Origin of the sequence: Nocardia arseniciresistens, assembly GCF_046764875.1 — a bacterium.
GTDB classification, from domain to species: domain Bacteria; phylum Actinomycetota; class Actinomycetes; order Mycobacteriales; family Mycobacteriaceae; genus Nocardia; species Nocardia arseniciresistens.
The window spans coordinates 450741-472543 of record NZ_JBKORD010000003.1; the positions used below are offsets into that span (position 1 = coordinate 450741).

General features: G+C 65.6%; 20 protein-coding genes and 1 tRNA gene. 15 read left to right on the forward strand and 6 right to left on the reverse strand.

The genetic code is table 11. The features are described 5' to 3' along the window. Positions 1–13: 13 nt before the first annotated feature. The 3 genes from ACLMAJ_RS07640 to ACLMAJ_RS07650 form a co-directional block, all read right to left on the reverse strand. Positions 14–1036 carry an iron ABC transporter substrate-binding protein gene (locus tag ACLMAJ_RS07640; protein WP_412012806.1) on the reverse strand — a complete coding sequence of 341 codons (1023 nt, stop codon included), beginning with the start codon at positions 1034–1036 and terminating at the stop codon, positions 14–16. A 242-nt stretch (positions 1037–1278) separates the two neighbouring features. Further along, positions 1279–2694, reverse strand: a complete 1416-nt coding sequence (locus tag ACLMAJ_RS07645; RefSeq protein WP_412012807.1) for a metallophosphoesterase — start codon at positions 2692–2694, stop codon at positions 1279–1281. Between the two features lie 13 nt (positions 2695–2707). Continuing rightward, positions 2708–3340, reverse strand: a complete 633-nt coding sequence (locus ACLMAJ_RS07650; RefSeq protein WP_412012808.1) for an Rv0361 family membrane protein — start codon at positions 3338–3340, stop codon at positions 2708–2710. 62 nt (positions 3341–3402) lie between these two features. On the opposite strand from ACLMAJ_RS07650, the gene ACLMAJ_RS07655 reads away from it, so the two are divergent. Further along, on the forward strand, positions 3403–3600 hold the full coding sequence (locus tag ACLMAJ_RS07655; RefSeq protein ID WP_412012809.1) for a hypothetical protein: 198 nt from the start codon (positions 3403–3405) through the stop codon (positions 3598–3600). A 1-nt stretch (position 3601) separates the two neighbouring features. Here the strand turns inward: ACLMAJ_RS07655 and ACLMAJ_RS07660 are convergent. From ACLMAJ_RS07660 to ACLMAJ_RS07670, 3 genes are all read right to left on the reverse strand, one after another. Further along, a tRNA-Arg gene (locus tag ACLMAJ_RS07660) sits at positions 3602–3674 on the reverse strand. A 129-nt stretch (positions 3675–3803) separates the two neighbouring features. Further along, complete coding sequence (locus ACLMAJ_RS07665) at positions 3804–4517, reverse strand: DUF305 domain-containing protein (protein WP_412012847.1); 714 nt, start codon at positions 4515–4517, stop codon at positions 3804–3806. A 168-nt stretch (positions 4518–4685) separates the two neighbouring features. Continuing rightward, positions 4686–5618, reverse strand: a complete 933-nt coding sequence (locus ACLMAJ_RS07670; protein WP_412012810.1) for a DUF3105 domain-containing protein — start codon at positions 5616–5618, stop codon at positions 4686–4688. Positions 5619–5709: 91 nt separating this feature from the next. Here ACLMAJ_RS07670 and argS point away from each other — a divergent pair, with 91 nt between their 5' ends. The 14 genes from argS (at position 5710) to ACLMAJ_RS07740 (ending at position 21797) form a co-directional block, all read left to right on the forward strand. After that, positions 5710–7362: an arginine--tRNA ligase gene (argS, locus tag ACLMAJ_RS07675; RefSeq protein ID WP_412012811.1), complete on the forward strand. Its 1653-nt coding sequence runs from the start codon at positions 5710–5712 to the stop codon at positions 7360–7362. A gap of 46 nt (positions 7363–7408) precedes the next feature. Continuing rightward, positions 7409–8824 (forward strand): diaminopimelate decarboxylase, encoded by a 1416-nt coding sequence (lysA, locus tag ACLMAJ_RS07680; RefSeq protein WP_412012812.1) that lies wholly within the window; start codon positions 7409–7411, stop codon positions 8822–8824. A gap of 77 nt (positions 8825–8901) precedes the next feature. Continuing rightward, entirely contained in the window at positions 8902–10257 is a 1356-nt protein-coding gene (locus ACLMAJ_RS07685; protein ID WP_412012814.1) for a homoserine dehydrogenase, read from the forward strand. 94 nt (positions 10258–10351) lie between these two features. Then, complete coding sequence (gene thrC, locus ACLMAJ_RS07690) at positions 10352–11446, forward strand: threonine synthase (protein ID WP_412012815.1); 1095 nt, start codon at positions 10352–10354, stop codon at positions 11444–11446. A 43-nt stretch (positions 11447–11489) separates the two neighbouring features. After that, a complete protein-coding gene (thrB, locus tag ACLMAJ_RS07695) occupies positions 11490–12449 on the forward strand; it encodes a homoserine kinase (RefSeq protein ID WP_412012848.1) in 960 nt (319 codons plus the stop codon). Between the two features lie 344 nt (positions 12450–12793). Then, positions 12794–14941, forward strand: coding sequence for a transcription termination factor Rho (rho, locus tag ACLMAJ_RS07700; protein WP_412012816.1), 2148 nt, complete (start codon positions 12794–12796; stop codon positions 14939–14941). A 677-nt stretch (positions 14942–15618) separates the two neighbouring features. Then, on the forward strand, positions 15619–15864 hold the full coding sequence (gene rpmE / locus ACLMAJ_RS07705) for a 50S ribosomal protein L31 (RefSeq protein ID WP_412012817.1): 246 nt from the start codon (positions 15619–15621) through the stop codon (positions 15862–15864). Between the two features lie 107 nt (positions 15865–15971). After that, complete coding sequence (prfA, locus tag ACLMAJ_RS07710) at positions 15972–17042, forward strand: peptide chain release factor 1 (protein ID WP_412012818.1); 1071 nt, start codon at positions 15972–15974, stop codon at positions 17040–17042. 26 nt (positions 17043–17068) lie between these two features. Next, positions 17069–17941: a peptide chain release factor N(5)-glutamine methyltransferase gene (gene prmC / locus ACLMAJ_RS07715; RefSeq protein ID WP_412012819.1), complete on the forward strand. Its 873-nt coding sequence runs from the start codon at positions 17069–17071 to the stop codon at positions 17939–17941. A 67-nt stretch (positions 17942–18008) separates the two neighbouring features. After that, entirely contained in the window at positions 18009–18674 is a 666-nt protein-coding gene (locus tag ACLMAJ_RS07720) for an L-threonylcarbamoyladenylate synthase (protein ID WP_412012820.1), read from the forward strand. A gap of 50 nt (positions 18675–18724) precedes the next feature. Then, a complete protein-coding gene (locus ACLMAJ_RS07725; protein WP_412012849.1) occupies positions 18725–19912 on the forward strand; it encodes a glycosyltransferase family 4 protein in 1188 nt (395 codons plus the stop codon). Positions 19913–19922: 10 nt separating this feature from the next. Then, positions 19923–20378, forward strand: a complete 456-nt coding sequence (locus ACLMAJ_RS07730; protein WP_412012821.1) for a Cg1360 family ATP-synthase-associated protein — start codon at positions 19923–19925, stop codon at positions 20376–20378. Positions 20379–20629: 251 nt separating this feature from the next. Further along, positions 20630–21478: a F0F1 ATP synthase subunit A gene (gene atpB / locus ACLMAJ_RS07735; protein WP_412012822.1), complete on the forward strand. Its 849-nt coding sequence runs from the start codon at positions 20630–20632 to the stop codon at positions 21476–21478. A 70-nt stretch (positions 21479–21548) separates the two neighbouring features. Then, positions 21549–21797, forward strand: a complete 249-nt coding sequence (locus ACLMAJ_RS07740; protein WP_364906576.1) for an ATP synthase F0 subunit C — start codon at positions 21549–21551, stop codon at positions 21795–21797. Positions 21798–21803 lie beyond the last annotated feature (6 nt).

Consider the following 21803-nt stretch of genomic DNA (forward strand, 5'->3'; position numbering starts at 1 on the left):
CCCACAGCGTGCATCAGAGCAGACCTGCCTCGGTCATCAGCTCGGTCACCTTCTTGGCGTCGAGCTTGCTCGGATCGATGGCGGGAGCCTGTAGGTCGGCGAGCGGCGGCAGTGCCGGGTTGGCCGCGATATCACTGCCCACCGGGTACTCCATGGAGGTGCCGTCGCGCAGGATTTCCTGCCCGGACTTCGCGGTGATGAAGGCCAGGAACTTCTGCGCCGATTCCTGCTTCTTGCTCGACTTCAGCACGCCGCCACCGGACACGCTGAGAAACGCGCCCGGGTCCTGGTGCTTGAAGTAGTGCAGTGCGGTGTTGGCGCTGCTCTCCTTGGTGTTGGCCTGGTCGCGGTACCAGTAGTAGTGGTAGATCACGCCGCCGTCGGGCTGGCCGGAGTCGACCGCCTTCATGGTGACGACGTTGTTCTGGAACGCGGTCGCGTTCTCCTTCATGCCTTTGAGCCAGGCGCGCGTGGTGTCCTCACCTTTCAGCGCGAGTAGACCCGCGACGATGGCTTGGAAGTCGGCGCCGGACACGCCGGCGCCCCAACGGCCCTTCCATTGCGGCTGTGCCAGATCCAGCAGCGACGCGGGCAGCTGGTCGGCCGCCACCTTGTCCTTGTTGTAGACGAAAACCGTAGAGCGGGCGGCGATTCCGGTCCACTTACCGGTGGAAGGGCGGAACTGTGCTGGCACCTGATCGAGGGTCGGCTTGTCGACGTCGGCGAACAGGCCCGCGTTCTCCACCAGCGCCATGGCGGGGGAGTTCTCGGTCAGGAAGAGGTCGGCGGGGGAGGCGGCGCCCTCGGCGATCAGTTGGTTGCCAAGTGCCGTGTCACCGCCCTGGCGCAGCGTGACCTTGATGCCGGTCTGCTTGGTGAACGCGTCCACCCACTCCTTGGTGAGCGATTCGTGCTGCGCGTTGTAGACCGTGATCTCGTTGGTGTCGTCCGAGGAATTCGAGCAGGCCGTAATGCCGAGTGCCGCGACCGCGACCGCGAGCATTACCGAAACCGATTTCCATCTGACCGACACCATTGATCTGTCCTTCCGAGCGAACAAGGTCCGCCTACCTATGATGAGGCTTACCTAAGCAACATACCGCGTCGGACGTGCGCAGATGGTATCGGTCCTGCTGCGGTTGCCATGCGCGGCGATCGCTAGCGACTGCTTGCAGGTCGCTCGAAAGGGTCGGCTAGCGACTGCTTGCAGGTCGCTCGAAAGGGTCGGCTAGCGACTGCTTGCAGGTCGCTCGAAAAGGTCGGCTCGAATCGGGCCGTTTATCCGAGCCCCGAGAAATCGCGCAGCACAACGTGATTGCGATCGGCGCAGGTGCCGAGCGTGTAATCCGGTAGCAGGCCGAAATACTCGGCTCTGGTCGTAGCGCTCCAGCGCTTGGCGGCCGGTGTGCGGGTCTTGTAGAAATTCACCATGTACCCGCCCTCGTACATTCGCAGCAGGCTGTAGCCGCCCGGATATTCTTTCACCGCAGCCACTTCGAGGAATTCGACCGCGCACGCCGCGTCGGGGCGGGTGCGCCTGTTGCGGTGAGTATGGCCGCTGTGCTGAAGAAACACGCCGGGTGCTCGCTCGTAGAGCGATTGCAGTTCGGCGCTGTCGGGGCGGTTGAGCACGAATGCGGGTCCTGCGGTGTTGGTGAGCCCCGACTCGATGGTCACCGGATGGTGGCCGAACACCAGCGTGGGCCGGTGCGGATCGGCGCGTAAGAGTTCGGCGAGGTGATCGAATTGTGGGCGTTCGATGCTGCCACCCGCGCCGTCGAGTTCGCTGGTATCCAGGCCGATCAGCCGTAGCCCGCCGACCTCGTGCTCGACGAGTTGCTGGCGAGGGGTGAATTGGTCGGCCCAGCAGTCGCGATGATCGGCGGCCGCGGGTGCGCAGGATTGATACTCGGCACCGAGGTGAGGCCTATCGTGGTTGCCGCGGGCGACGAGATAGTCGTGACCCAACGCGCCCCACCCGTCCAGGTGGGTGCGCACGGCTCGCGATTGCGCCGCTGTCGCCTCGCTGGTCAGGTCGCCCGCGATAATCAACCGTTCGGCGCTGCGGTCGGGGTGACGCAGATCGTCGAGCAGCGCCGCGAGCATGACCTCCGGGTACGGCGGCAGGTCCGACTCCTGCCGGAATCCGGGCGGCAGGTCGTCGATGACCAGGCCGCTGACCTCCTCGCCGTAGTGCACATCGTTGGCGAGCGCGATGGTGCGCAGCGGACGGCCGGGTGGCGGAACCAAGGTGGTGAATTCGCCGGTGAATTCGGGGCTTCCCGGTGTCAGCGTGGTCAATGTGAGAGCAGGCCTCGCGCGCACGCCGTTCGACCACGCCTCGAATCGGTAGCCGCGTCCCGGTTCGAGGCCGTCGATTTCCGCGTAGTGGAATGGGGTCGGCTCGGCGTCGGCGTAGACAGCGACCGGAGCCCGCGGGGAGTCGGCGGGGCCGATGCGGACTTCGGCGTCGGAGTCCGCCGGTACCGGTCGCCCCGCTGGATCCTGCGCCATCGTCGTCCAGGTCACGATCACCGACCGGTCGGTGATCGTGACCACCTCCAGATCCGTGGCGATCAGCGAATTCGGCTGCGCCCGAGCCGAACTCGACCGGACCAGGCCGGTCGCGGGCAGTATCGCGGAAAGACCGATGGCGGCGAGCAGGGTTCTGCGAGATGGACCGCAGCAACTCATAGGCGGTCCGCGATCAGTTCTTGCCCGCGTCCGCGGAACAGACCCTCCACTTACCGTCTTCCTTTTGCAGGTGCTCGTTGGTGCTGTCGTCGGTGTTGGGTGTCTCGCCGGGGATCGACAGGGTGAGGTTCCCGACGATGTGCGCTGTCGCCTTGTCTCCGGTGACCACGATGTCCTCGATCTTATCGATGGTCACCGAAACCTCGGCCGTATCGAAAGCCTGCTTCTGCTCCTCGGTCAGCGAGTCGAACTCGGCCCGGTCCGCGGTGCAGGCCTTGCTCGCCGCGCCGCGGAAACCATCCTTGCCGAGCGTGTCGTAGAAGTCGTGGATTGCCACCTCGATCTTCTTTTCATCGGAGGACAACGGCGTCTTACCCTGCACCGTCAGCACCGCGCCCGCGGCGATCCCGCCCGCGATGATCAACACCGATACCCCCAGTCCGATGAACAGGCCGGTCCGCTTCTTCTTCGGCGGCGGCGGGTTATCCGGCTGCTGCGCGGCGGCGTACCCGTAGCCACCCTGCGGCGGGTACCCGTAGGGAGGGTGCCCCAGCTGTGGCTGACCCTGCGAATCCCCTTGCTGACCTTGCTGTTCTGCGTACTGTGATGGTCCGTGCGGCGGCTGTCCGCTCGGCGGATATGTCATCGTCCCATCCTCCGCTCAACCCCCGGCCCGCGTCGAAGATTACGGCACTCCGGGACCGGCGAATGAAACCGAACAACGCACGCGATGATGGCAAGCGACCGCGTGCGGATGGCCTCAGGGCGGCGGAGCCACGGGCGGCGAAAATGCAGGATGATGCCGTGCACGTCGATCAGGAGATGACGTCGGGCTCGGCGGGCATCGTAAATCTCGATGCGAAAAAGGCCCCGACAGCGGATGCGCTGTTCGGAGCCTTTTCGTAGGTGCCCTCGGCAGGAATCGAACCTGCGGCCTTCTGCTCCGGAGGCAGACGCTCTATCCCCTGAGCTACGAGGGCGGAATAGTTCTCGGTCGGCGCCGGTTAGGGCGGTCGATCGGGCGGGGCAAGCGTATCGCATCGGCCGCTGTCCGCCAAAAAGCGCGCCGGGCCGGGTGGTTTCGCGGGCGGACCGACGCGTATCGCCTTTCAGGTCACTGGGAGAGGGGGCGCGCCGCGGGTGGCGAGCATGGTGGTCATCAGCTGGGCTTCGCCGCGCTGGGTTGTTTCCATGGTGCTCGCGAAGCTGCGCACGGCTGTGGTCTCGGCGTGCTGGGCCGCGTACTGGATCATCGACATGCCGCCCTGGTGGTGGCGCAACATCAGTTGCAGGAACATCGTGTCCAGGGCCGGTCCGGTGGCTTGGCGCAGCGCCGTCATCTCCGCGTTGGTCGCCATGCCGGGCATAGTCGGCATCGGGCCGGACATCGGGTGGTCCGCGGTGCTTGCCGGGCCGGAGTGGCCGTGGCCGCCGGTGGGTTCGGTCATCCAGCCCATATACCCGTCGGCGTTCTGCATCGGCTCGCCCCACAGCTGTAGCCAGCCCTGCATTCGGCCGAGCTGGGCCTGCTGGGTGGTCAGGATGTCGTAGGCGAGCCTGCGGACATCATTGTCGGTGGAGCCGATGAGCGCGACACCCGCCATGTCGACCGCTTGGGCATGGTGGGCCGACATGTCCTGGCTGAAACCGATATCGACGGAGCTCGGGTCGGGTTCGGCGTTGCGGTCCAAGGGAATTCGCGCGAGGACGCCGACGGCGAAACCGATCAGCAGGATGCCGATCGCGCCGATGACCACCAGAGCGGTGCGCTGACGGCGGAACTGTGCGCTCAAACTTGCGTCGTCGTCGTCATCGCCGGAGATGGTGGGATCTTCGGTTGGATCGTCGTCGTCGGAGGTGGTGGGGTCTTGTTCGGACGAATCGACATTGCTGTCATCGCTGGGTGTCGCGGTCGGACTCTGTTCGGTCGGACCGCGACCACCGTCACTGTCGGGAGCGGTCGAGCCCGGCCCGGCGCCTGCCTCGGCCACCTACTGGCCTGTCGCCGGTTGGCCGGGTGCGGGCTGCGTCGGTATCTGCGCGCCGGGCAGACCGGGTGCACCTGGAACTCCGGGCAAGCTGGGGACACCGGGTATGCCCGGAATGCCGCCGGGCATACCCGGCGCGCCGCCACCCAGCTCGGTCTGATCGGGTTCGAGGCCCTTGCCGTCCATCGGTACGGCATTCGGCCCGGGCGGAGTCGGATCGAACGGCAACGGGTCATTGGCGTCGAACGACGGGTTCGAGCAGCTCGCGCCCACTTCGGGATAGGCGTACGGATTGGCACGAAGTGCCGTGAGGAACTGGTTGACCCGCTTGTCGTCGGCGCTGTCCAGATTCAGCCGATGGCCCCAGGACTGCAACGACACCGCCGACGCCAGACCGGGGTACGGCGACATCAGGGTCTGCTGCTTGCCCTCGACCTTCTTCTTCAAGCTGTCGATCCCGGCCGGATCCACCTTGTCCGGGTTGTAGGTGATCCACACCGCGCCGTGCTCGAGCGAATGCACCGCGTTCTCCAGCCGGATCGGCTTGCTGTACACCACACCGGTGCAGTTCGCCCAGGCCTGGTCGTGCGGGCCACCGAACGGCGGGCTCTGGTCGTAGGCCACCCGCTGGGCCTCCGAGACGTGCAGACCGGCCGGGTACTCATGCTTGGCCACCCCCGGGATCTGATCGGAGGGGTCTTTGCGCTCGGCAGTCGGCGTGTACTTCTCGAGGTCGGCCTTGTCCCGATACTTCGGGACCAGGCTGTAGGCGAGCACACCGACCAATGCGATGATGACCGCGGCAGCGCCGATGGCCAGCCACGGGATCTGGCGCTTCTTGTTCAGCGGGCTCTTGCCGCCGCCCTTTTTACGCGAAGACGACGACTTCCCTGCTGCCCGGACGGCCTTGGCCGATTTGGCACTTGTGCTCGGCATTGCTCGTTGTGCTCTTTCGACGTGATGGATCCGCTGGCAGTGCGGTGCCCACTCGAGGTGTACACCCGCCCAGACCATAGGATAGAGACTCGTGACTCCAGCTGACCTTGCAGATCTCCTTCGCGCAACTGCGGCGAAGGTGCTTGTCGAACATGGACTGGACCCTGCGGTCCTGCCCGACGAGGTCAGCGTGGAGCGCCCCCGTAATCCGGAACACGGTGACTATGCCACGAATGTAGCGATGCAGGTTGGCAAGAGGGCTGGAACCAATCCACGCGAATTGGCCGCCTGGCTCGCCACCGCGCTCGCCGCGACCGACGGCATCGACTCCGCCGACGTGGCGGGTCCCGGCTTCCTGAATATCCGGCTCGCCGCCGCCGCACAGGGTGCGATCGTCGCGCAGGTGCTTGCGGCCGGTGCGAGTTATGGCTCGTCGGAGACCCTGGCGGGAACCCGCATCAACCTGGAGTTCGTTTCGGCCAACCCGACCGGCCCCGTGCATCTCGGCGGTACCCGCTGGGCCTCGGTCGGTGACGCGCTCGGCCGGATCCTTACGGTGCAGGGCGCCGAGGTCACCCGCGAGTACTACTTCAACGATCACGGCGCGCAGGTCGACCGCTTCGCCGCGTCGCTGGTCGCCGCCGCGACCGGCGCGCCGACGCCGGAGAACGGGTACGCGGGCATCTACATAGGTGAGATCGCCGACAAGATCGTCGCCGCGCACCCGGAAGCGCCGACGCTGCCGCTGCCCGAGCAGCTCGAGCTGTTCCGCGCCGAGGGCGTCGAGCTGATGTTCGCCCAGATCAGGGAGTCGCTGCACGAGTTCGGCACCGATTTCGACGTCTACTTCAACGAGAGCTCGTTGTTCGAATCCGGCGCGGTGGAGCAGGCCGTGACGAAGCTCAAGGACTCGGGCGATCTCTACCAGAAGGATGGCGCATGGTGGATCGCCAGTTCCGAATACGGTGATGACCAGGATCGCGTTGTCATCAAGAGCGATGGCAACGCGGCCTACATCGCCGGTGACATCGCCTACTTCCAGAACAAGCGGGCGCGCGGTTTCGACCTGTGTATCTACATGCTCGGCGCCGACCATCACGGCTACATCGGCAGGCTGAAGGCCGCCGCCGCCGCGTTCGGCGACGATCCGGCCACCGTCGAGGTGCTCATCGGCCAGATGGTGAATCTGGTCAAAGACGGTGTCGCGGTGAAGATGAGCAAGCGTGCGGGCACTGTTGTCACCCTCGACGACCTCGTCGAAGCGATCGGCGTCGACGCGGCCCGCTATGCGCTGGTGCGCAGCTCGGTGAACTCCAGCATCGACATCGACCTGAACCAGTGGACAAGCACGAACAACGAAAACCCTATCTACTACGTGCAATACGCGCACGCCCGGCTTTCCTCGCTGGCGCGCAACGCGGTCGATCTCGGAGTGAGCGTCGAGAACCCGGATCTCGGACTGCTCGCCACCGAGCATGAGGGCGAACTCATCCGCACCATCGGTGAATACCCGAGGGTGGTCGCCAGCGCCGCGAGTCTGCGTGAGCCACATCGGATTGCGCGCTACCTGGAGGAGCTGGCAGGCGCATACCACCGGTTCTACGGTGCCTGCCAGGTACTGCCCAAGGGCGACGAGCAGCCGATACCGCTGCATACGGCACGCCTGGCGCTGTGCGAAGCCGCCCGCCGGGTGCTCGCCAACGGCCTAGAGCTGCTCGGCGTCAGCGCACCGGAGCGCATGTGAATCGACTATCGGTGTTCGAGACCAGCAGTGTGAGGAAGGAATTTCAGTGAGCGCGCATCCAGCCGGACCTCGGCACGCCGAGATCCCGCATGCCCCGAATCTGCCAGAGCGCCCGCGTGATCCGAAGCAGATGATCGATCTGCCCGTGAATGTGTGGCCGCGCAACGCTTCTCGCGATGGCGACGGTGTCGTGCGGCTGGCCGGTGTGCCGGTGCACGAGCTGGCCGCGCAGTTCGGTACCCCGCTATTCGTGGTGGACGAGGACGACTTCCGTTCCCGCTGCCGCGATATGGTGCGCGCGTTCGGCTCGAATGCGCGAGTTCACTACGCGTCCAAGGCATTCCTGTGTGGCGAGATCGCGCGCTGGATTCGCGACGAAGGTCTTTCGCTGGACGTGTGCTCCGGCGGCGAGCTGGCCGTCGCGCTGCACGCGGGGTTCCCCGCCGAGCGAATCGCGTTGCACGGCAACAACAAGTCCGTTCCCGAACTCGAGGCGGCGATCGCGGCGGGCGTCGGGCACGTGGTGGTCGACTCGCTGATCGAGATCGACCGGCTCGAAGTTGTCGCAGGCCGCGCCGGCGTCGTCCAGGATGTCCTGGTCCGCGTCACTGTGGGTGTGGAAGCCCATACGCACGAATACATTTCGACCGCGCACGAGGACCAGAAGTTCGGTTTCTCCATTGCCGGTGGCGATGCGATGGAGGCGCTCGCCCGCGTCTTCGAGGCCGATAATCTGCGTCTGGTCGGTTTGCACTCGCACATCGGATCGCAGATCTTCGAGCTCGACGGCTTCGAGATCGCCGCTCGCAGGATGCTCGGGCTGCTGCGCGCCGCGGTCGACAAGTTCGGCATCGAGCGCACAGCGCAGATCTCCACGCTGGATCTCGGTGGCGGCCTCGGTATTTCGTACCTGCCGAACGACGATCCGCCGCCGCTCGACGAGTTCGCGACGAGCCTGCGCAAGCTGGTCGGGGAAGAGGCCGACCGCGCGGGCCTGCCGGAACCGACCATCGCGGTCGAACCCGGCCGCGCTATCGCGGGACCGGGCACCGTCACCGTCTACGAGGTCGGCACCATCAAGGACGTCTCACTCGACGGCGGACTGAGTCGCCGTTACGTCAGCGTCGACGGCGGCATGAGCGACAACATTCGCCCAGCGCTGTATCAGGCGGATTACGACTGCCGTCTGGTCTCGCGCTCATCGGACGCCGATCCGGTCGTTGCCCGAGTTGTCGGAAAGCATTGCGAGAGTGGCGATATCGTTATCCGCGACACCTGGATGCCCGCCGATGTCGGCCCGGGCGATCTGGTCGCGGTCGCCGCGACCGGCGCGTACTGCTATTCGATGTCCAGCCGGTACAACCAGCTGACTCGTCCCGCTGTCGTCGCGGTTCGCGACGGCGTCGCACGACTCGTTCTGCGCCGGGAAACGGTAGCGGACCTGCTCAGCCTGGAGGTGTAGATGAGCAACACGTGCGCAGCCTTGGTCATCGGAGCAGATCGGGCGCGGGTGCCCCGTACTAACACAGAGGTGGAATCATGACCAATGCCGCGAAGCAAGGCGCCTGGGGAACCGATCGACCGATCGGGGTCGCGGTGCTCGGGATGGGCAACGTCGGCACCGAGGTGGTGCGCATTCTGCGTGACCACGCCGATGACCTGCGCTCGCGCGTCGGCGCGCCGGTCGTGCTTCGCGGTGTCGCGGTGCGCAATCTGGATACCGACCGTGGTCTTCCGGCCGAATTGCTGACCACCGACGCGGACGCGCTCGTCGCCCGCGACGATGTCGACCTGGTCGTCGAGGTCATCGGCGGCATCGATCCGCCGCGCCGACTCATCCTCGCCGCGCTCAACGCGGGCAAGTCCGTGGTGACCGCGAACAAGGCGCTGCTTGCCGATTACACCGGCGAACTGGCCGCCGCGGCCGAGCGCAACCGCGCCGACTTGTACTTCGAGGCCGCGGTCGCAGGCGCCATCCCGGTGGTGCGCCCCCTCATCCAGTCGCTGGCCGGTGATCGGGTGAACAAGGTCGTCGGCATCGTCAACGGCACCACCAACTTCATCCTCTCCGCGATGGACGAGACGGGCGCCGACTACTCCGACACCCTCGCCGAGGCCACCCGCCTCGGGTATGCCGAGGCGGACCCGACCGCCGACGTCGAGGGCTATGACGCCGCGGCAAAGGCCGCGATCCTGGCCTCACTGGCGTTCCACACCCGCGTCACCGCCGCCGATGTGTACCGCGAGGGCATCTCGAAGATCTCCTCGGAGGACCTGGAGACCGCGTCCGCGGTGAACTGCACCGTCAAGCTGCTCGCTATCTGCGAGCGTGTCGGCGCGGGCCCCGGCGAGCCCGGACCCGAAGACGGCGGCAAGGAGCGCGTCTCGGTGCGCGTCTACCCGGCCCTCATCCCGCGCAAGCACCCGCTCGCCGCGGTCAGCGGCGCGTTCAACGCCGTGGTCGTCGAGGCCGAGAACGCGGGGCGACTGATGTTCTACGGCCAGGGCGCCGGCGGCGCTCCGACGGCGTCCGCGGTGCTCGGCGATCTGGTGATGGCCGCGCGCAACAAGTTCTACGGTGGCCGTGCTCCCGGCGAATCGGTTTATGCTGAGCTACCGATTGCGCCGATGGGTGATACACCGACCCGCTACCACGTGAACCTGCAGGTAGAAGACCGTCCTGGGGTTCTTGCCAAGGTCGCGGGCGAGTTCGCTAGGCATGAGGTGAGCATCTCGACCGTCCGCCAGGAAGGCCACGGCAACGGTGCGCGCCTGGTCGTCGTCACCCATCACGCGGTGGAGTCGGCACTCGCGGACACCGTGGCCGCTCTCGCGGATATGGAGTCCGTCACATCCGTGACAAGTGTTCTGAGATTGGAAGGCACCGAAGAATGACTACGAATGTGCGGACAGTCACCGACATTCGCGCCGTTATGGCTACAGGTTGCCGGTGTGCGCTTGCTCCCGGTTGGACGCAGGGAGCGTTGATATGAACTCGGCAGGCGTCGCGCCGCAGGCAGGCGTGCATTCCCGTTGGCCGGGGCTGATCGCGGCCTATCGCGATCGTCTCGCGGGCGCGGCCGACTGGGAGCCGGTCACCCTCTTCGAGGGCGGCACCCCGCTGGTTCCCGCGCCGCACCTGTCCGAGCTGACCGGATGTGATGTGTATCTCAAGGTCGAGGGGCTGAACCCGACGGGTTCGTTCAAGGACCGCGGGATGACGATGGCGATCACCGATGCCAAGTACCGCGGTCAGACCGCGGTGCTGTGCGCATCCACCGGCAACACCTCGGCTTCGGCTGCGGCATACGCGTCCCGTGCGGGAATGACCTGCGCTGTGCTGATCCCGCAGGGCAAGATCTCCATGGGCAAGTTGGCCCAGGCCGTCATGCTCGGCGCGAAGATCATCCAGGTCGAGGGCAACTTCGACGACTGCCTCGAGTTGGCGCGCAAGGTGACCGCGGACTTCCCGAGCATCGGACTGGTGAACTCGGTCAACCCGGCGCGCATCGAGGGGCAGAAGACCGCTTCGTTCGAGATCTGCGATGTGCTCGGCAGGGCGCCGGACGTGCACGCGCTCCCGGTGGGCAACGCGGGCAACATCACCGCGTACTGGCGCGGCTACCGCGAGTACTACGCCGACGGCATCACCACGCAGCTGCCACGCATGCTCGGCGTGCAGGCGGCGGGCGCTGCGCCGCTGGTCAACGGCGCACCGGTCAAGGACCCGGAGACCATCGCGACCGCCATCAGGATCGGCGCACCCGCGTCCTGGAACGGTGCGATGGAGGCCAAAGAGCAGTCCGGAGGCGCCTTCCGCGCCGCCACCGACGAGGAAATCCTGGAGGCCTACCGGTTGGTCGCCGCCAGCGAGGGCGTCTTCGTCGAGCCTGCTTCGGCGGCCAGCATCGCCGGTCTGCTCGCAGCGCGCAAAGAGGGCTGGCTGGAATCCGGCCTGACCGTTGTGTGCACCGTGACCGGTAACGGCCTCAAGGATCCCGACACCGCACTTTCGGGAATGCCACAGGTCCAAGCGATTCAGGTCGACCCGGTCGCCGTGGCCGCCGCACTCGAGCTGGCTTGAGTTGAGTGCGCGGGAAAGGCAGCTGCGTGAGCGGGCCGCAGTCATGACTCGGACGCTGCCTGCCGGATTGTCCGTGCTCGCGCGGGTGCCCGCCTCCAGCGCGAATCTGGGTCCTGGATTCGATTCGCTCGGTATGGCATTGGGCATCTACGACGAGATCGAGGTGCGCACTACCGATTCCGGCCTGACGATCCGGGTAGAGGGTGAGGGCGCCGACGACGTGCCATGGGGCCCTTCGCATCTCGTGGTGCGTGCTATCGAGCGCGGACTGGAATCCGCGGGTGTATGGGCCGATGGCCTCGATGTGGTGTGCCGCAACGTGATTCCGCATTCGCGTGGCCTCGGCTCGTCCGCCTCCGCGGTGGTCGGCGGACTCGCGGTGGGCTGCGCGCTCGCCGCCGAACTGGATCCCACACTTGTCACCGGTACGGACCAATTGGTCCAGCTGGCTTCGGAATTCGAAGGACATCCGGACAACGCCGCTGCCAGCGTGCTCGGCGGTGTCGTGGTGTCCTGGACCGAGACCGACCGGCCCGCCGATGCGGGCGCGGACGGTACCGCGGCAGCGCCGACCCGTATTTACCGTGCGGTGCGCCTCGAGCCGCATCCGGACCTGCGTGCGGTGGTGCTCATTCCCGAGGAGCGCTCGTCCACCGCGCACACGCGTGGTCTGCTGCCCGAGGTCGTCCCGCACGGGGACGCCGCGTTCAACCTCAGCAGGGCCGCGCTCGCGGTGGTCGCGCTCACCCAGCGCCCGGACTTGCTGTTGCCCGCTACCGCGGACCGATTGCATCAGGGCCAGCGCGCGCCCGCGTTGCCGCTCACTACGGCCTGGATCCATCGGCTGCGGGCCGCCGGTATCGCGGCGACTGTTTCCGGCGCGGGCCCGACCGTACTGGCCCTTGTTACCAGCGAATTCCCTCCGGAACTCCGCGAACTGGCCGCCCAGGAAGGCCTGCGGGTGGTCGAACCGGGACTCGCGGAAGGTGTCCAGGTCGACTGACGGCGCGTCTGCCTTGCCGAGGTTGACAGTTGCCAGCTATCCTGAGCGAGTCCGTACATCGTGCGCATCAGACGCCGGTGCTTCATCAGGGCAATCGCTCCAGCAGGCTCCAGGCTCGAGCCTCCAGGCCATGGGGGTGCTGCGTAGCTGCGCAACTGGAATGATCTCTCCCAACTTTCACCAGTTGGTGGCGAAGCCGCCGGTCCGGCGGGGCAGGTGATACGGCACAAAGCGACCGACAGGACGGATGTCCGACGGTTGTACTCCGAGTTCGGCACAGTGCCCGGACTGCGGAACAAACCCTCGAAATAGCACACGGCAATCGAGGGAAGGAAAGGATTTCCGTGACAGATACGGACCTGCTCGCGACACCCGGGGTGGAATCCAACCCAACGACCCCGGGCGACCGCGAAAGTGACTCCGGGCAAATTTCGAAGATGAGCGAACAAACCGACGTCGCACGATCGGGGCTGACTGGAATGTTGTTGCCGCAGTTGCGCGCGCTCGCGGGGGAGCTCGGTATCCGAGGCACCTCCGGAATGCGCAAAGGCGATTTGATCGCCGCTATCAAAGAAAACCAGGCCGGGAAGTCGGCCAAGGCAGAAAAGGCTGCTCGCGGCGAGGTGAAGTCCGATGCGGACACCGCCAAGGCGGCACCGGTGCAGGCGACTCTGGATGTGACGCCTTCGGCTCCTGCCGTGGCGAACGAGGCTTCCGCTCCGTCGAATCAGGCTCCCGCTGCGGCTCAGTCGAATGAGGCTCCCGCGGCCACGTCGAAATCCGCTCCCTCGAAGTCTGCTCGCTCTGAACAGCCGCAGGCCGACTCGACACCGGCTGACGCCGCGTCGACCGAGACCACCGAGGATTCCGGCCGTGAGCCGGGTCAGCGTGGTCGCGGCAGGCAGCGTCGCGGGCGTGAACAGGCCCGTTCCGGTGGCGAGACCGCTTCGGCGGAATCACGCGGTGACGAGCCGAAGCAGGAGCAGGACCAGGGCGAACGCCGTCGCGAACGCAATCAGTCGGGCGAGCGCAATCAGTCGGGCGAGCGCAATCAGTCCGGCGAACGTGGCCAGGCCGGCGAGCGCAATCAGTCCGAGCGCAGCAACCAGAACGGCAACGGCGGCGGCAGCAATCGTGACCGTGGTGGCGAAGGCCGTGGTGACAGCCGTGGCGGCGAAAGTCGTGGTGGTGGCGAAAGCCGTGGCGGTGACAGCAACCGTGGCGGCGACGACGAGGAGGGCCGCGGACGGCGGGGACGTCGCTTCCGTGAACGTCGTCGTGGTCGCGACCGCGATGGCGGCCCAGCCACCGTCGGCGAGGCTCGTGAGATGGAGATCCGCGAAGACGACGTATTGCAGCCGGTCGCGGGCATCCTCGACGTGCTCGACAACTATGCGTTCGTGCGGACCTCGGGTTACCTGGCCGGACCGAATGACGTGTATGTCTCGATGAACCTGGTCCGCAAGAACGGCCTGCGCCGCGGTGACGCGATCACCGGTGCGGTGCGCGCTCCGCGCGATGGTGAGCAGAGCAACCAGCGGCAGAAGTTCGATCCACTGGTCCGCCTGGACACCATCAACGGTGGCGATATCGAGGCGGCCAAGCGGCGCCCCGACTTCACCAAGCTGACCCCGCTCTACCCGAACCAGCGACTGCGGCTCGAAACCTCGCAGAACAAGCTGACCACGCGTGTGATCGATCTGATCATGCCGATCGGTAAGGGCCAGCGTGCGCTGATCGTTTCCCCGCCCAAGGCGGGTAAGACCACGATCATGCAGGACATCGCGAACGCGATCGCCATCAACAACCCCGAGGTCTACCTCATGGTTGTGCTGGTCGACGAGCGTCCGGAAGAGGTCACCGATATGCAGCGTTCGGTGAAGGGTGAGGTCATCGCCTCCACCTTCGACCGCCCGCCGTCAGATCACACCTCGGTCGCGGAACTGGCCATCGAGCGCGCCAAGCGCCTGGTGGAAGCGGGCAAAGATGTTGTCGTGCTGCTCGACTCGATCACTCGATTGGGCCGCGCGTACAACAACTCCTCGCCCGCCTCCGGCCGCATCCTCTCCGGTGGTGTCGACTCCACCGCGCTGTACCCGCCCAAGCGGTTCCTCGGCGCGGCACGCAATATCGAGAACGGCGGCTCGCTGACGATCATCGCCACCGCGATGGTGGAGACCGGCTCGACCGGTGACACGGTGATCTTCGAGGAATTCAAGGGCACCGGCAACGCGGAGCTCAAGCTGGACCGCAAGATCGCGGAACGGCGCGTGTTCCCCGCGGTGGACGTCAATCCATCCGGTACCCGCAAGGACGAGCTATTGCTCAGCCCCGACGAGGCGGCGGTGCTGCACAAGCTGCGCCGCGTACTGACGGGCCTCGACTCGCATCAGGCGATCGATCTGCTGATCGACCGACTGAAGAAGAGTAAGAACAACCTGGAGTTCCTGATGCAGGTAAGTAAGACCGCGCCGGGCGCACTCGACGAATGAGTGCTGGGCGACCCCTGGGCGTTCCCCAGGGGTTACCCACGCACTCGCGAAATCAGTAGCAAGATCAGGGGCTCCGTGCGAACGGAGCCCCTGAGTGCTGCGTGGGCTGAAGAAGACCAGGCCGATGGCCGCGGCTCCAATGATCATGCAGCCCAGAATCATTGCGGTCGTTGCAGTTGCGCCTGCGGGCCTGGCGGTGGGCGAGGACTCGAAGGCTGTTGCGGTCGGCATCGCATATGCGCAGGCCGTGGAGTTCGGGGAGTCGGGTACGGCAAGCCAGCCCACCGCGACAGTGAGAATCAACAGTGCGAAGATCGCGAGCGCGATTCGACTGTTCATGAGGTTCTCCTTTCTGTCTCGGCACGGCACTGTGCAACAGGCCCCAACTCTATGAACAGCGCTGTTCGCATTCCCGAGTAGTCGACTACTCGACTTAAGGGTTCCGTAAGAGTGTGGGATCCGCGTGCCCGAACTTCCATGGGCGGGAAGGGTGGGGGGAGTACTCGACGCAGGGAACAAACCTGTACTGGGATGCGTTTTGAGAGCGTAGCGGCAGTTCTGGCATACTGAACGGTCGTTGCGTCTGCTCACTGAGCAGACCTCCCGCCTAGTCGGCTCCGGTTCACGTTCTCGCGATCTGCGAGGGCGACCCGGCGGCCAATATCGAGAGGACACCCATGAAGGCAGGAATCCACCCGACGTATGTCGACACCACGGTCGTCTGTGGTTGCGGCAATACCTTCGAGACTCGCAGCACGAAGGAGTCGGGACACATCACCGTCGAGGTCTGCTCGCAGTGCCACCCGTTCTACACCGGCAAGCAGAAGATTCTCGACACCGGCGGCCGTGTGGCCCGCTTCGAGGCCCGCTACGGCAAGCGTGCCGGCAAGAAGGCCGACGAAGCCGAAGCCGACGCCAAGTAGCTTCCTCACCGACGCCCGGTCCTGCTCCGCAGGCCGGGCGTCGGTGCTTTTGTGTGGTCCCGGCTTTCGTCCGGGATGACGTGGAAAATCGAGAGGAAGCACCTACCGTGACGCAACCGTCCGCGATCGACGACATTCTGGCCGAGCACGCGGGCTTGGAGTTGCAGCTGTCCGATCCGGCGCTGCACAACGATCCTGGCGCGGCGCGCCGGGTCGGCAAGCGGTTCGCCGAGTTGGCCCCGATCATGGCCACCTACAACAAACTGCAGACCGCCCGTGACGATCTCGCCGCCGCCAAGGAACTCGCGGCCGACGATGCGGCCTTCGCGGCCGAGGTGCCAGACCTGGAACGTCAGGTGGTCGAGCTGGAGCAGACGCTCGCCGACCTGCTCGCCCCCCGCGACCCGCACGACGGCGACGACGTCGTGCTCGAGGTCAAGTCCGGCGAAGGCGGCGAGGAATCCGCGCTGTTCGCCTCCGACCTGGCCCGCATGTACATCCGCTACGCCGAGCGGCATGGGTGGAAGGTCGAGATTCTCGACGTCACCATCTCCGACCTCGGCGGCTATAAGGACGCGACGCTGTCGATCAAGAGCAAGGACGCCGCACGCGACGGTGTCTGGTCGCGATTCAAATTCGAGGGCGGTGTGCACCGCGTGCAGCGCGTGCCGGTGACCGAATCGCAGGGCCGCATCCACACCTCGGCCGCCGGCGTGCTCATCTACCCGGAGCCCGACGAGGTGGAACAGGTGCAGATCGACGAAACCGATCTGCGCATCGACGTCTACCGCTCCTCGGGCAAGGGTGGCCAGGGCGTCAACACCACCGACTCGGCCGTTCGCATTACCCACCTGCCGTCGGGCATTGTGGTTACCTGTCAGAACGAGCGCTCCCAGCTACAGAACAAGGCGCGCGCCATGCAGGTGCTCGCCGCGCGGTTGCAGGCGCTCGCCGAGGAGCAGGCCGATCAGGAAGCCGCGGCGGGCCGGGCCAGCCAGATCCGCACCGTCGACCGTTCCGAGCGCATCCGCACCTACAACTTCCCGGAGAACCGGATCGCCGACCACCGCATCGGATTCAAAGCTCACAACCTGGATGCGGTGCTGGACGGTGACATGGACGCGTTGCTCGACGCGCTCGGCAAGGCAGATCGCCAAGCCCGAATGGCGGCCGAATAAGCAATCGATCAGGCAAAGTCAGCACCATGAGTCGTGAGCCGTTGCGTCGAGCCATCAATGAAGCCGTCGAGACCTTGCGGGCGGCAGGGGTTGACAGTCCGCAGGCCGATGCCGAGCAGCTCGCGGCGCATCTGCTCGGCGTCGAGCGGACACGGCTGGCGCTGACGCCGCTGGTCGAGCCCGAATTGCTGACCGAATACCGCACCGTGGTCGCCCGGCGTGCGGAGCGAATCCCGCTGCAGCACTTGACCGGTACCACCGCGATGGGCGAGATCGACCTGGTCGTCGGGCCCGGGGTATTCATCCCGCGCCCGGAGACCGAGCTGCTATTCGCCTGGGCATTGGGCCAGCTGGAGAAGCTGCCCCACGACCACACGCCCATCGTTGTCGACCTGTGCACCGGCTCCGGCGCGTTGGCCCTCGCCATCGCCCATGCCCGGCCCGACGCCGACGTGCACGCGATCGACATCGATCCGTCCGCGCTGCAATGGGCCCGCCGCAACGCCGATCTCCGGATCGCCGACGGCGACACCCCGGTCACCCTGTACGCCGACGACGTGACAGACCAGGACCTGCTGTCGGACCTCAACGGCCGCGTCGACCTCGTGATTTCCAACCCGCCCTACATCCCCGAAGCCGCCGAACTCGCCCCCGAGGTCGCCGACCACGACCCACACCTCGCTCTGTTCGGCGGTCCCGACGGCCTCGACGTCATTCGCGCGATGATCCCAACCATCGCCCGCCTGCTGCGCCCCGGCGGCACAACAGCCATCGAACACGACGACACCAACGGCGCGGACCTGGCAGCCCTACTCGGCAAACACGGCGAATTCACCGACATCGTCGAGCACCCCGACCTCGCGGGCAAGCCGCGTTTTGTCGCAGCGCACCGAATCTGATCGGTTGGGCGGCGGCAACCGCCCCGTGATGATGGTCTTGCGGGGCGCCCATGACAGGATGGGGTGCGTGAGTACCGTCTACGACTGCGCGGATCCCGACTCGCGCGCCGCCGGACTGACCGCAGCTACCAGCGCCCTGAAATCCGGGCGGTTGGTTGTGTTGCCCACCGACACGCTCTACGGCCTCGCCGTCGACGCGTTCGATTCTTCGGCGGTCGGTTCGTTGCTCGCGGCCAAACGACGCGGCAGGGATATGCCGGTGCCGGTGCTTGTCGGTTCGTGGCACACCATTGATGGCCTGGTTTTCTCGGTGCGCCCACAGGCCCGTGAGCTGATCCGTGCGTTCTGGCCGGGTGGACTGAGTCTCGTTGTGCAGCAAGCACCTTCGCTGGCCTGGGATCTCGGTGATACCCGTGGCACTGTGATGTTGCGGATGCCGCTGCACCCGGTCGCGCTGGAATTGCTGCGTGAGGTCGGCCCGCTGGCGGTGTCCAGTGCCAACGTCTCCGGGCAGCCGCCTGCCAAGACCGCCGCCGAGGCGCGCGATCAGCTCGGTGATCAGGTCGGGGTGTACCTCGACGGAGGTCGCTCCGACCACGCCGTCGCTTCGACCATCGTCGATCTCACCGCTGACCAGCCGCGCATCCTGCGCGAGGGCGCGGTACCGGTCGCCGATATCGCCGAGGTGCTCGGTATGTCGCAGGAAGCTCTGACCGGCGCCGTGCCGCGGTGATCGGTGGACAGGCGGATCTTCTCGCCGCTAGCGACTGCGCGCAGGTTGCTCTGAACAACGCGGATCGGATACTCGCGGACCCGATTTTCGGTTGGGGTTCGGTCGTTCCGCTGCGCGAGCTGCTGCTGGTTGTGCTCATCTCCGCAACGGTCACCTTTCTTGCGACCGGGGGAATTCGGGTACTCGCCATCGCATTCGGCGCGGTCGCCGTACCGCGCGAGCGCGATGTGCACGTCAAGCCCATCCCACGGATGGGCGGTGTCGGCATGTATATCGGTGTGGTCGCGGCCGTGCTGTTCGCGCACCAACTTCCCGCGCTGCGTCGTGGCTTCGACTATGCGCCGGACATTCCCGCGGTGCTGGTCGCGGCCACGATCATCGTGCTCGTCGGCATCGTCGATGACCGCTGGGGTCTCGACGCGCTCACCAAATTCGCGGGCCAGGTCACAGCGGCGGGCGTGATGGCGGTGATGGGCCTGAGCTGGTATGTCATCTACGACCCGTTCAACGACACGACGGTGGTCCTCGACGCGCTGCAGAGTGGTCTTGTCACCGTTGCGATCACAGTCACCCTGATCAACGCGATGAATTTCGTCGACGGGCTGGACGGACTCGCGGCCGGGCTCGGACTGATTTGCGCGGCAGCGGTCTTCGTTTTCGCCGTCGGATTGCTCTATGACCAGGGCGGTTCGGTCGATACCTATCCGCCTGCTTTGCTGGCCGCCGCGTTGGCGGGTGCCTGCCTCGGTTTCCTGCCGCACAATTTTCAGCCTGCCCGAATATTCATGGGCGATTCCGGATCGATGCTGATCGGGCTGATGCTCGCCGCGGTATCGACGGGCGCGTCCGGCCGAATTCCGTTGAACGGTTACGGGCCGCGCGACATTGTCGGTCTGCTCTCGCCATTGTTGCTGGTCGGCGCGGTGATGTTCATTCCGGTGCTCGATCTTTTGCTGGCGATCGTCCGACGGGTGCGCGCGGGCGTAAGTTTCTCGACTCCGGACAAAATGCACTTGCATCACCGGTTGTTGCAGATCGGACATTCGCATCGACGCGTGGTGTTGCTGATCTATTTGTGGGTCGGTGTGCTGGCCTTCGGCGCCGTCGGTACCGCGTTGATGGACCGCAGGTTGGTTGTCCTGCTGATGGCGGGTGGACTGGTTTTCGCCCTCGTCGTCACCGCCATCCCCGGCCTGCGACGCGGGGAGCCGGCGGGGGACCGGACGCCTCCCGGGTAAAGTTTTCCTCGTGAGCTTCACTCCGACACCTGTCCCCGGTCCCGACGCGCCGCTCAAGGCGGCGCTGCGTTACGGCGCCATCGGGTTGATCGTGTTGGTCGTGCTCGCGGTGGCGATCGCGTCCGCGGCGGCAGGTATGCCCGGTTTCTGGGGGGCGTTGATCGGCGCTGCCATCGGCGGCGGTTTCATCCTCACCACGGCCGCGGTCGTGCTGTTCGGTGCGAAGCTGCCGCCGAGCACCGCGGGCCTGGTCATGCTGGTCAGTTGGGTCGGCAAGCTGCTTGTCGCGATGGTGGTGATCGCCGTGCTGCAGAACTTCGACTTCTACGACAGGGTGACCCTGTTCCTGACCGTCGTAGGTTCCCTGGTCATCGTGCTCGGAGCGGAGACGTACGGCGTTCTGCGCCAGAAGGTTCCGTACGTGACGGTGCCCGATGCGGAGCCCGAACCGGGTACTGGTCAGTAATAAAACCCACCCACCTACACACTGTCGTAGATCTCTTGGTAAAGTGTTGGTAAGCAAGCAACCAAGCGAGGGGGGATCGCCCCGATCCCGCTGAGTGCCGCTATGCTTACTGCCGTGCCGGACTCCGAGGGGTTCCGGTTCTGCATGTCGACGATGTCGCCGACACACGTACAGACGCCAGGCGGAATTCTAATCCCGTCGCACAGCTGCTGACGAATTCGAGCCGACCTGAGTCGACTAATTGATCGTCAATGTCCGATCGAACCGTGGGTACGAACGAACCCGCGGCCCGAACACGGGAGAGAACGCTGAGCGTCACCACTTTGGCGGGCGAGTTCCACGCGCCATCGCTGTCCGACTTCTTCCCTCCAGCTGTGCTGTTCGAGGGTACGCCGTTCGAACTCGATCGACTGATGTTGATCCGTCTGCTCATGACGGCGGTTCTTGTCATTGTGATGGTGCTGGCATTCCGGAGTCCTCGCATCGTCCCGCGCGGCCTGCAGAACGTTGCCGAAACCGGTTTGGTCTTCGTCAAGGAACAGATTTGCGACGAGGTTCTCGGCAAGGAATCCGGCCGCAGGTTCTTTCCACTGATCGCGACGATCTTCTTCACGGTCCTCTTCCTGAACTTCTCCGGCATCATTCCGGGGTTGAACATCTCGTCGAACGCCCGAATCGGCATGCCGCTGGTGTTGGCCGCGCTTGCGTACATCACGTTCAACTACGTGGGTATCAAGAAATATGGCTTCCTCACCTACATGCGCAGCAGCATCGTGGTTCCGAATGTTCCACCCGCGCTGCACGTGTTGCTGATTCCGATCGAGTTCGTCTCGACTTTCATCCTTCGCCCGTTCACGCTGACCGTGCGACTCATGGCCAACATGCTGGCAGGTCACATCATGCTGGTGCTGTTCTTCAGCGCCACCTGGTTCTTCCTGTTCGACGCCACCTCGTGGATGAAGGTGTTCTCGCCGTTCTCGCTGATCGCGGGACTCGGATTCACCCTTTTCGAGATTTTGGTCATCTTCTTGCAGGCCTACGTGTTTGCGCTGCTGACCGCCGTCTACATCGGACTCGCGCAACACGCTGACTCGCACTGACCCGAACAACTACCGGATACCTGCTACACCCGCCGACCGGCGTGTGGGCAATAGAAAGGGAATGGAACTCATGAGCCTCGCGTACTTGGCCCAGGAAGCTGCAACCAACGAGTCGACGTTCAAGGGCTTCGGCGCCATCGGCTACGGTCTGGCTGCCATCGGCCCCGGCATCGGCGTGGGCATTGTCGTCGGCAAGGCGATCGAGGGCATCGCCCGCCAGCCCGAGCTGCAGGGCACGATCCGCACCAACATGTTCCTCGGTATCGCATTCACCGAGGCGCTCGCGCTGATCGGCCTCGTCGCCGGCTTCATTTTCTGAGATTGC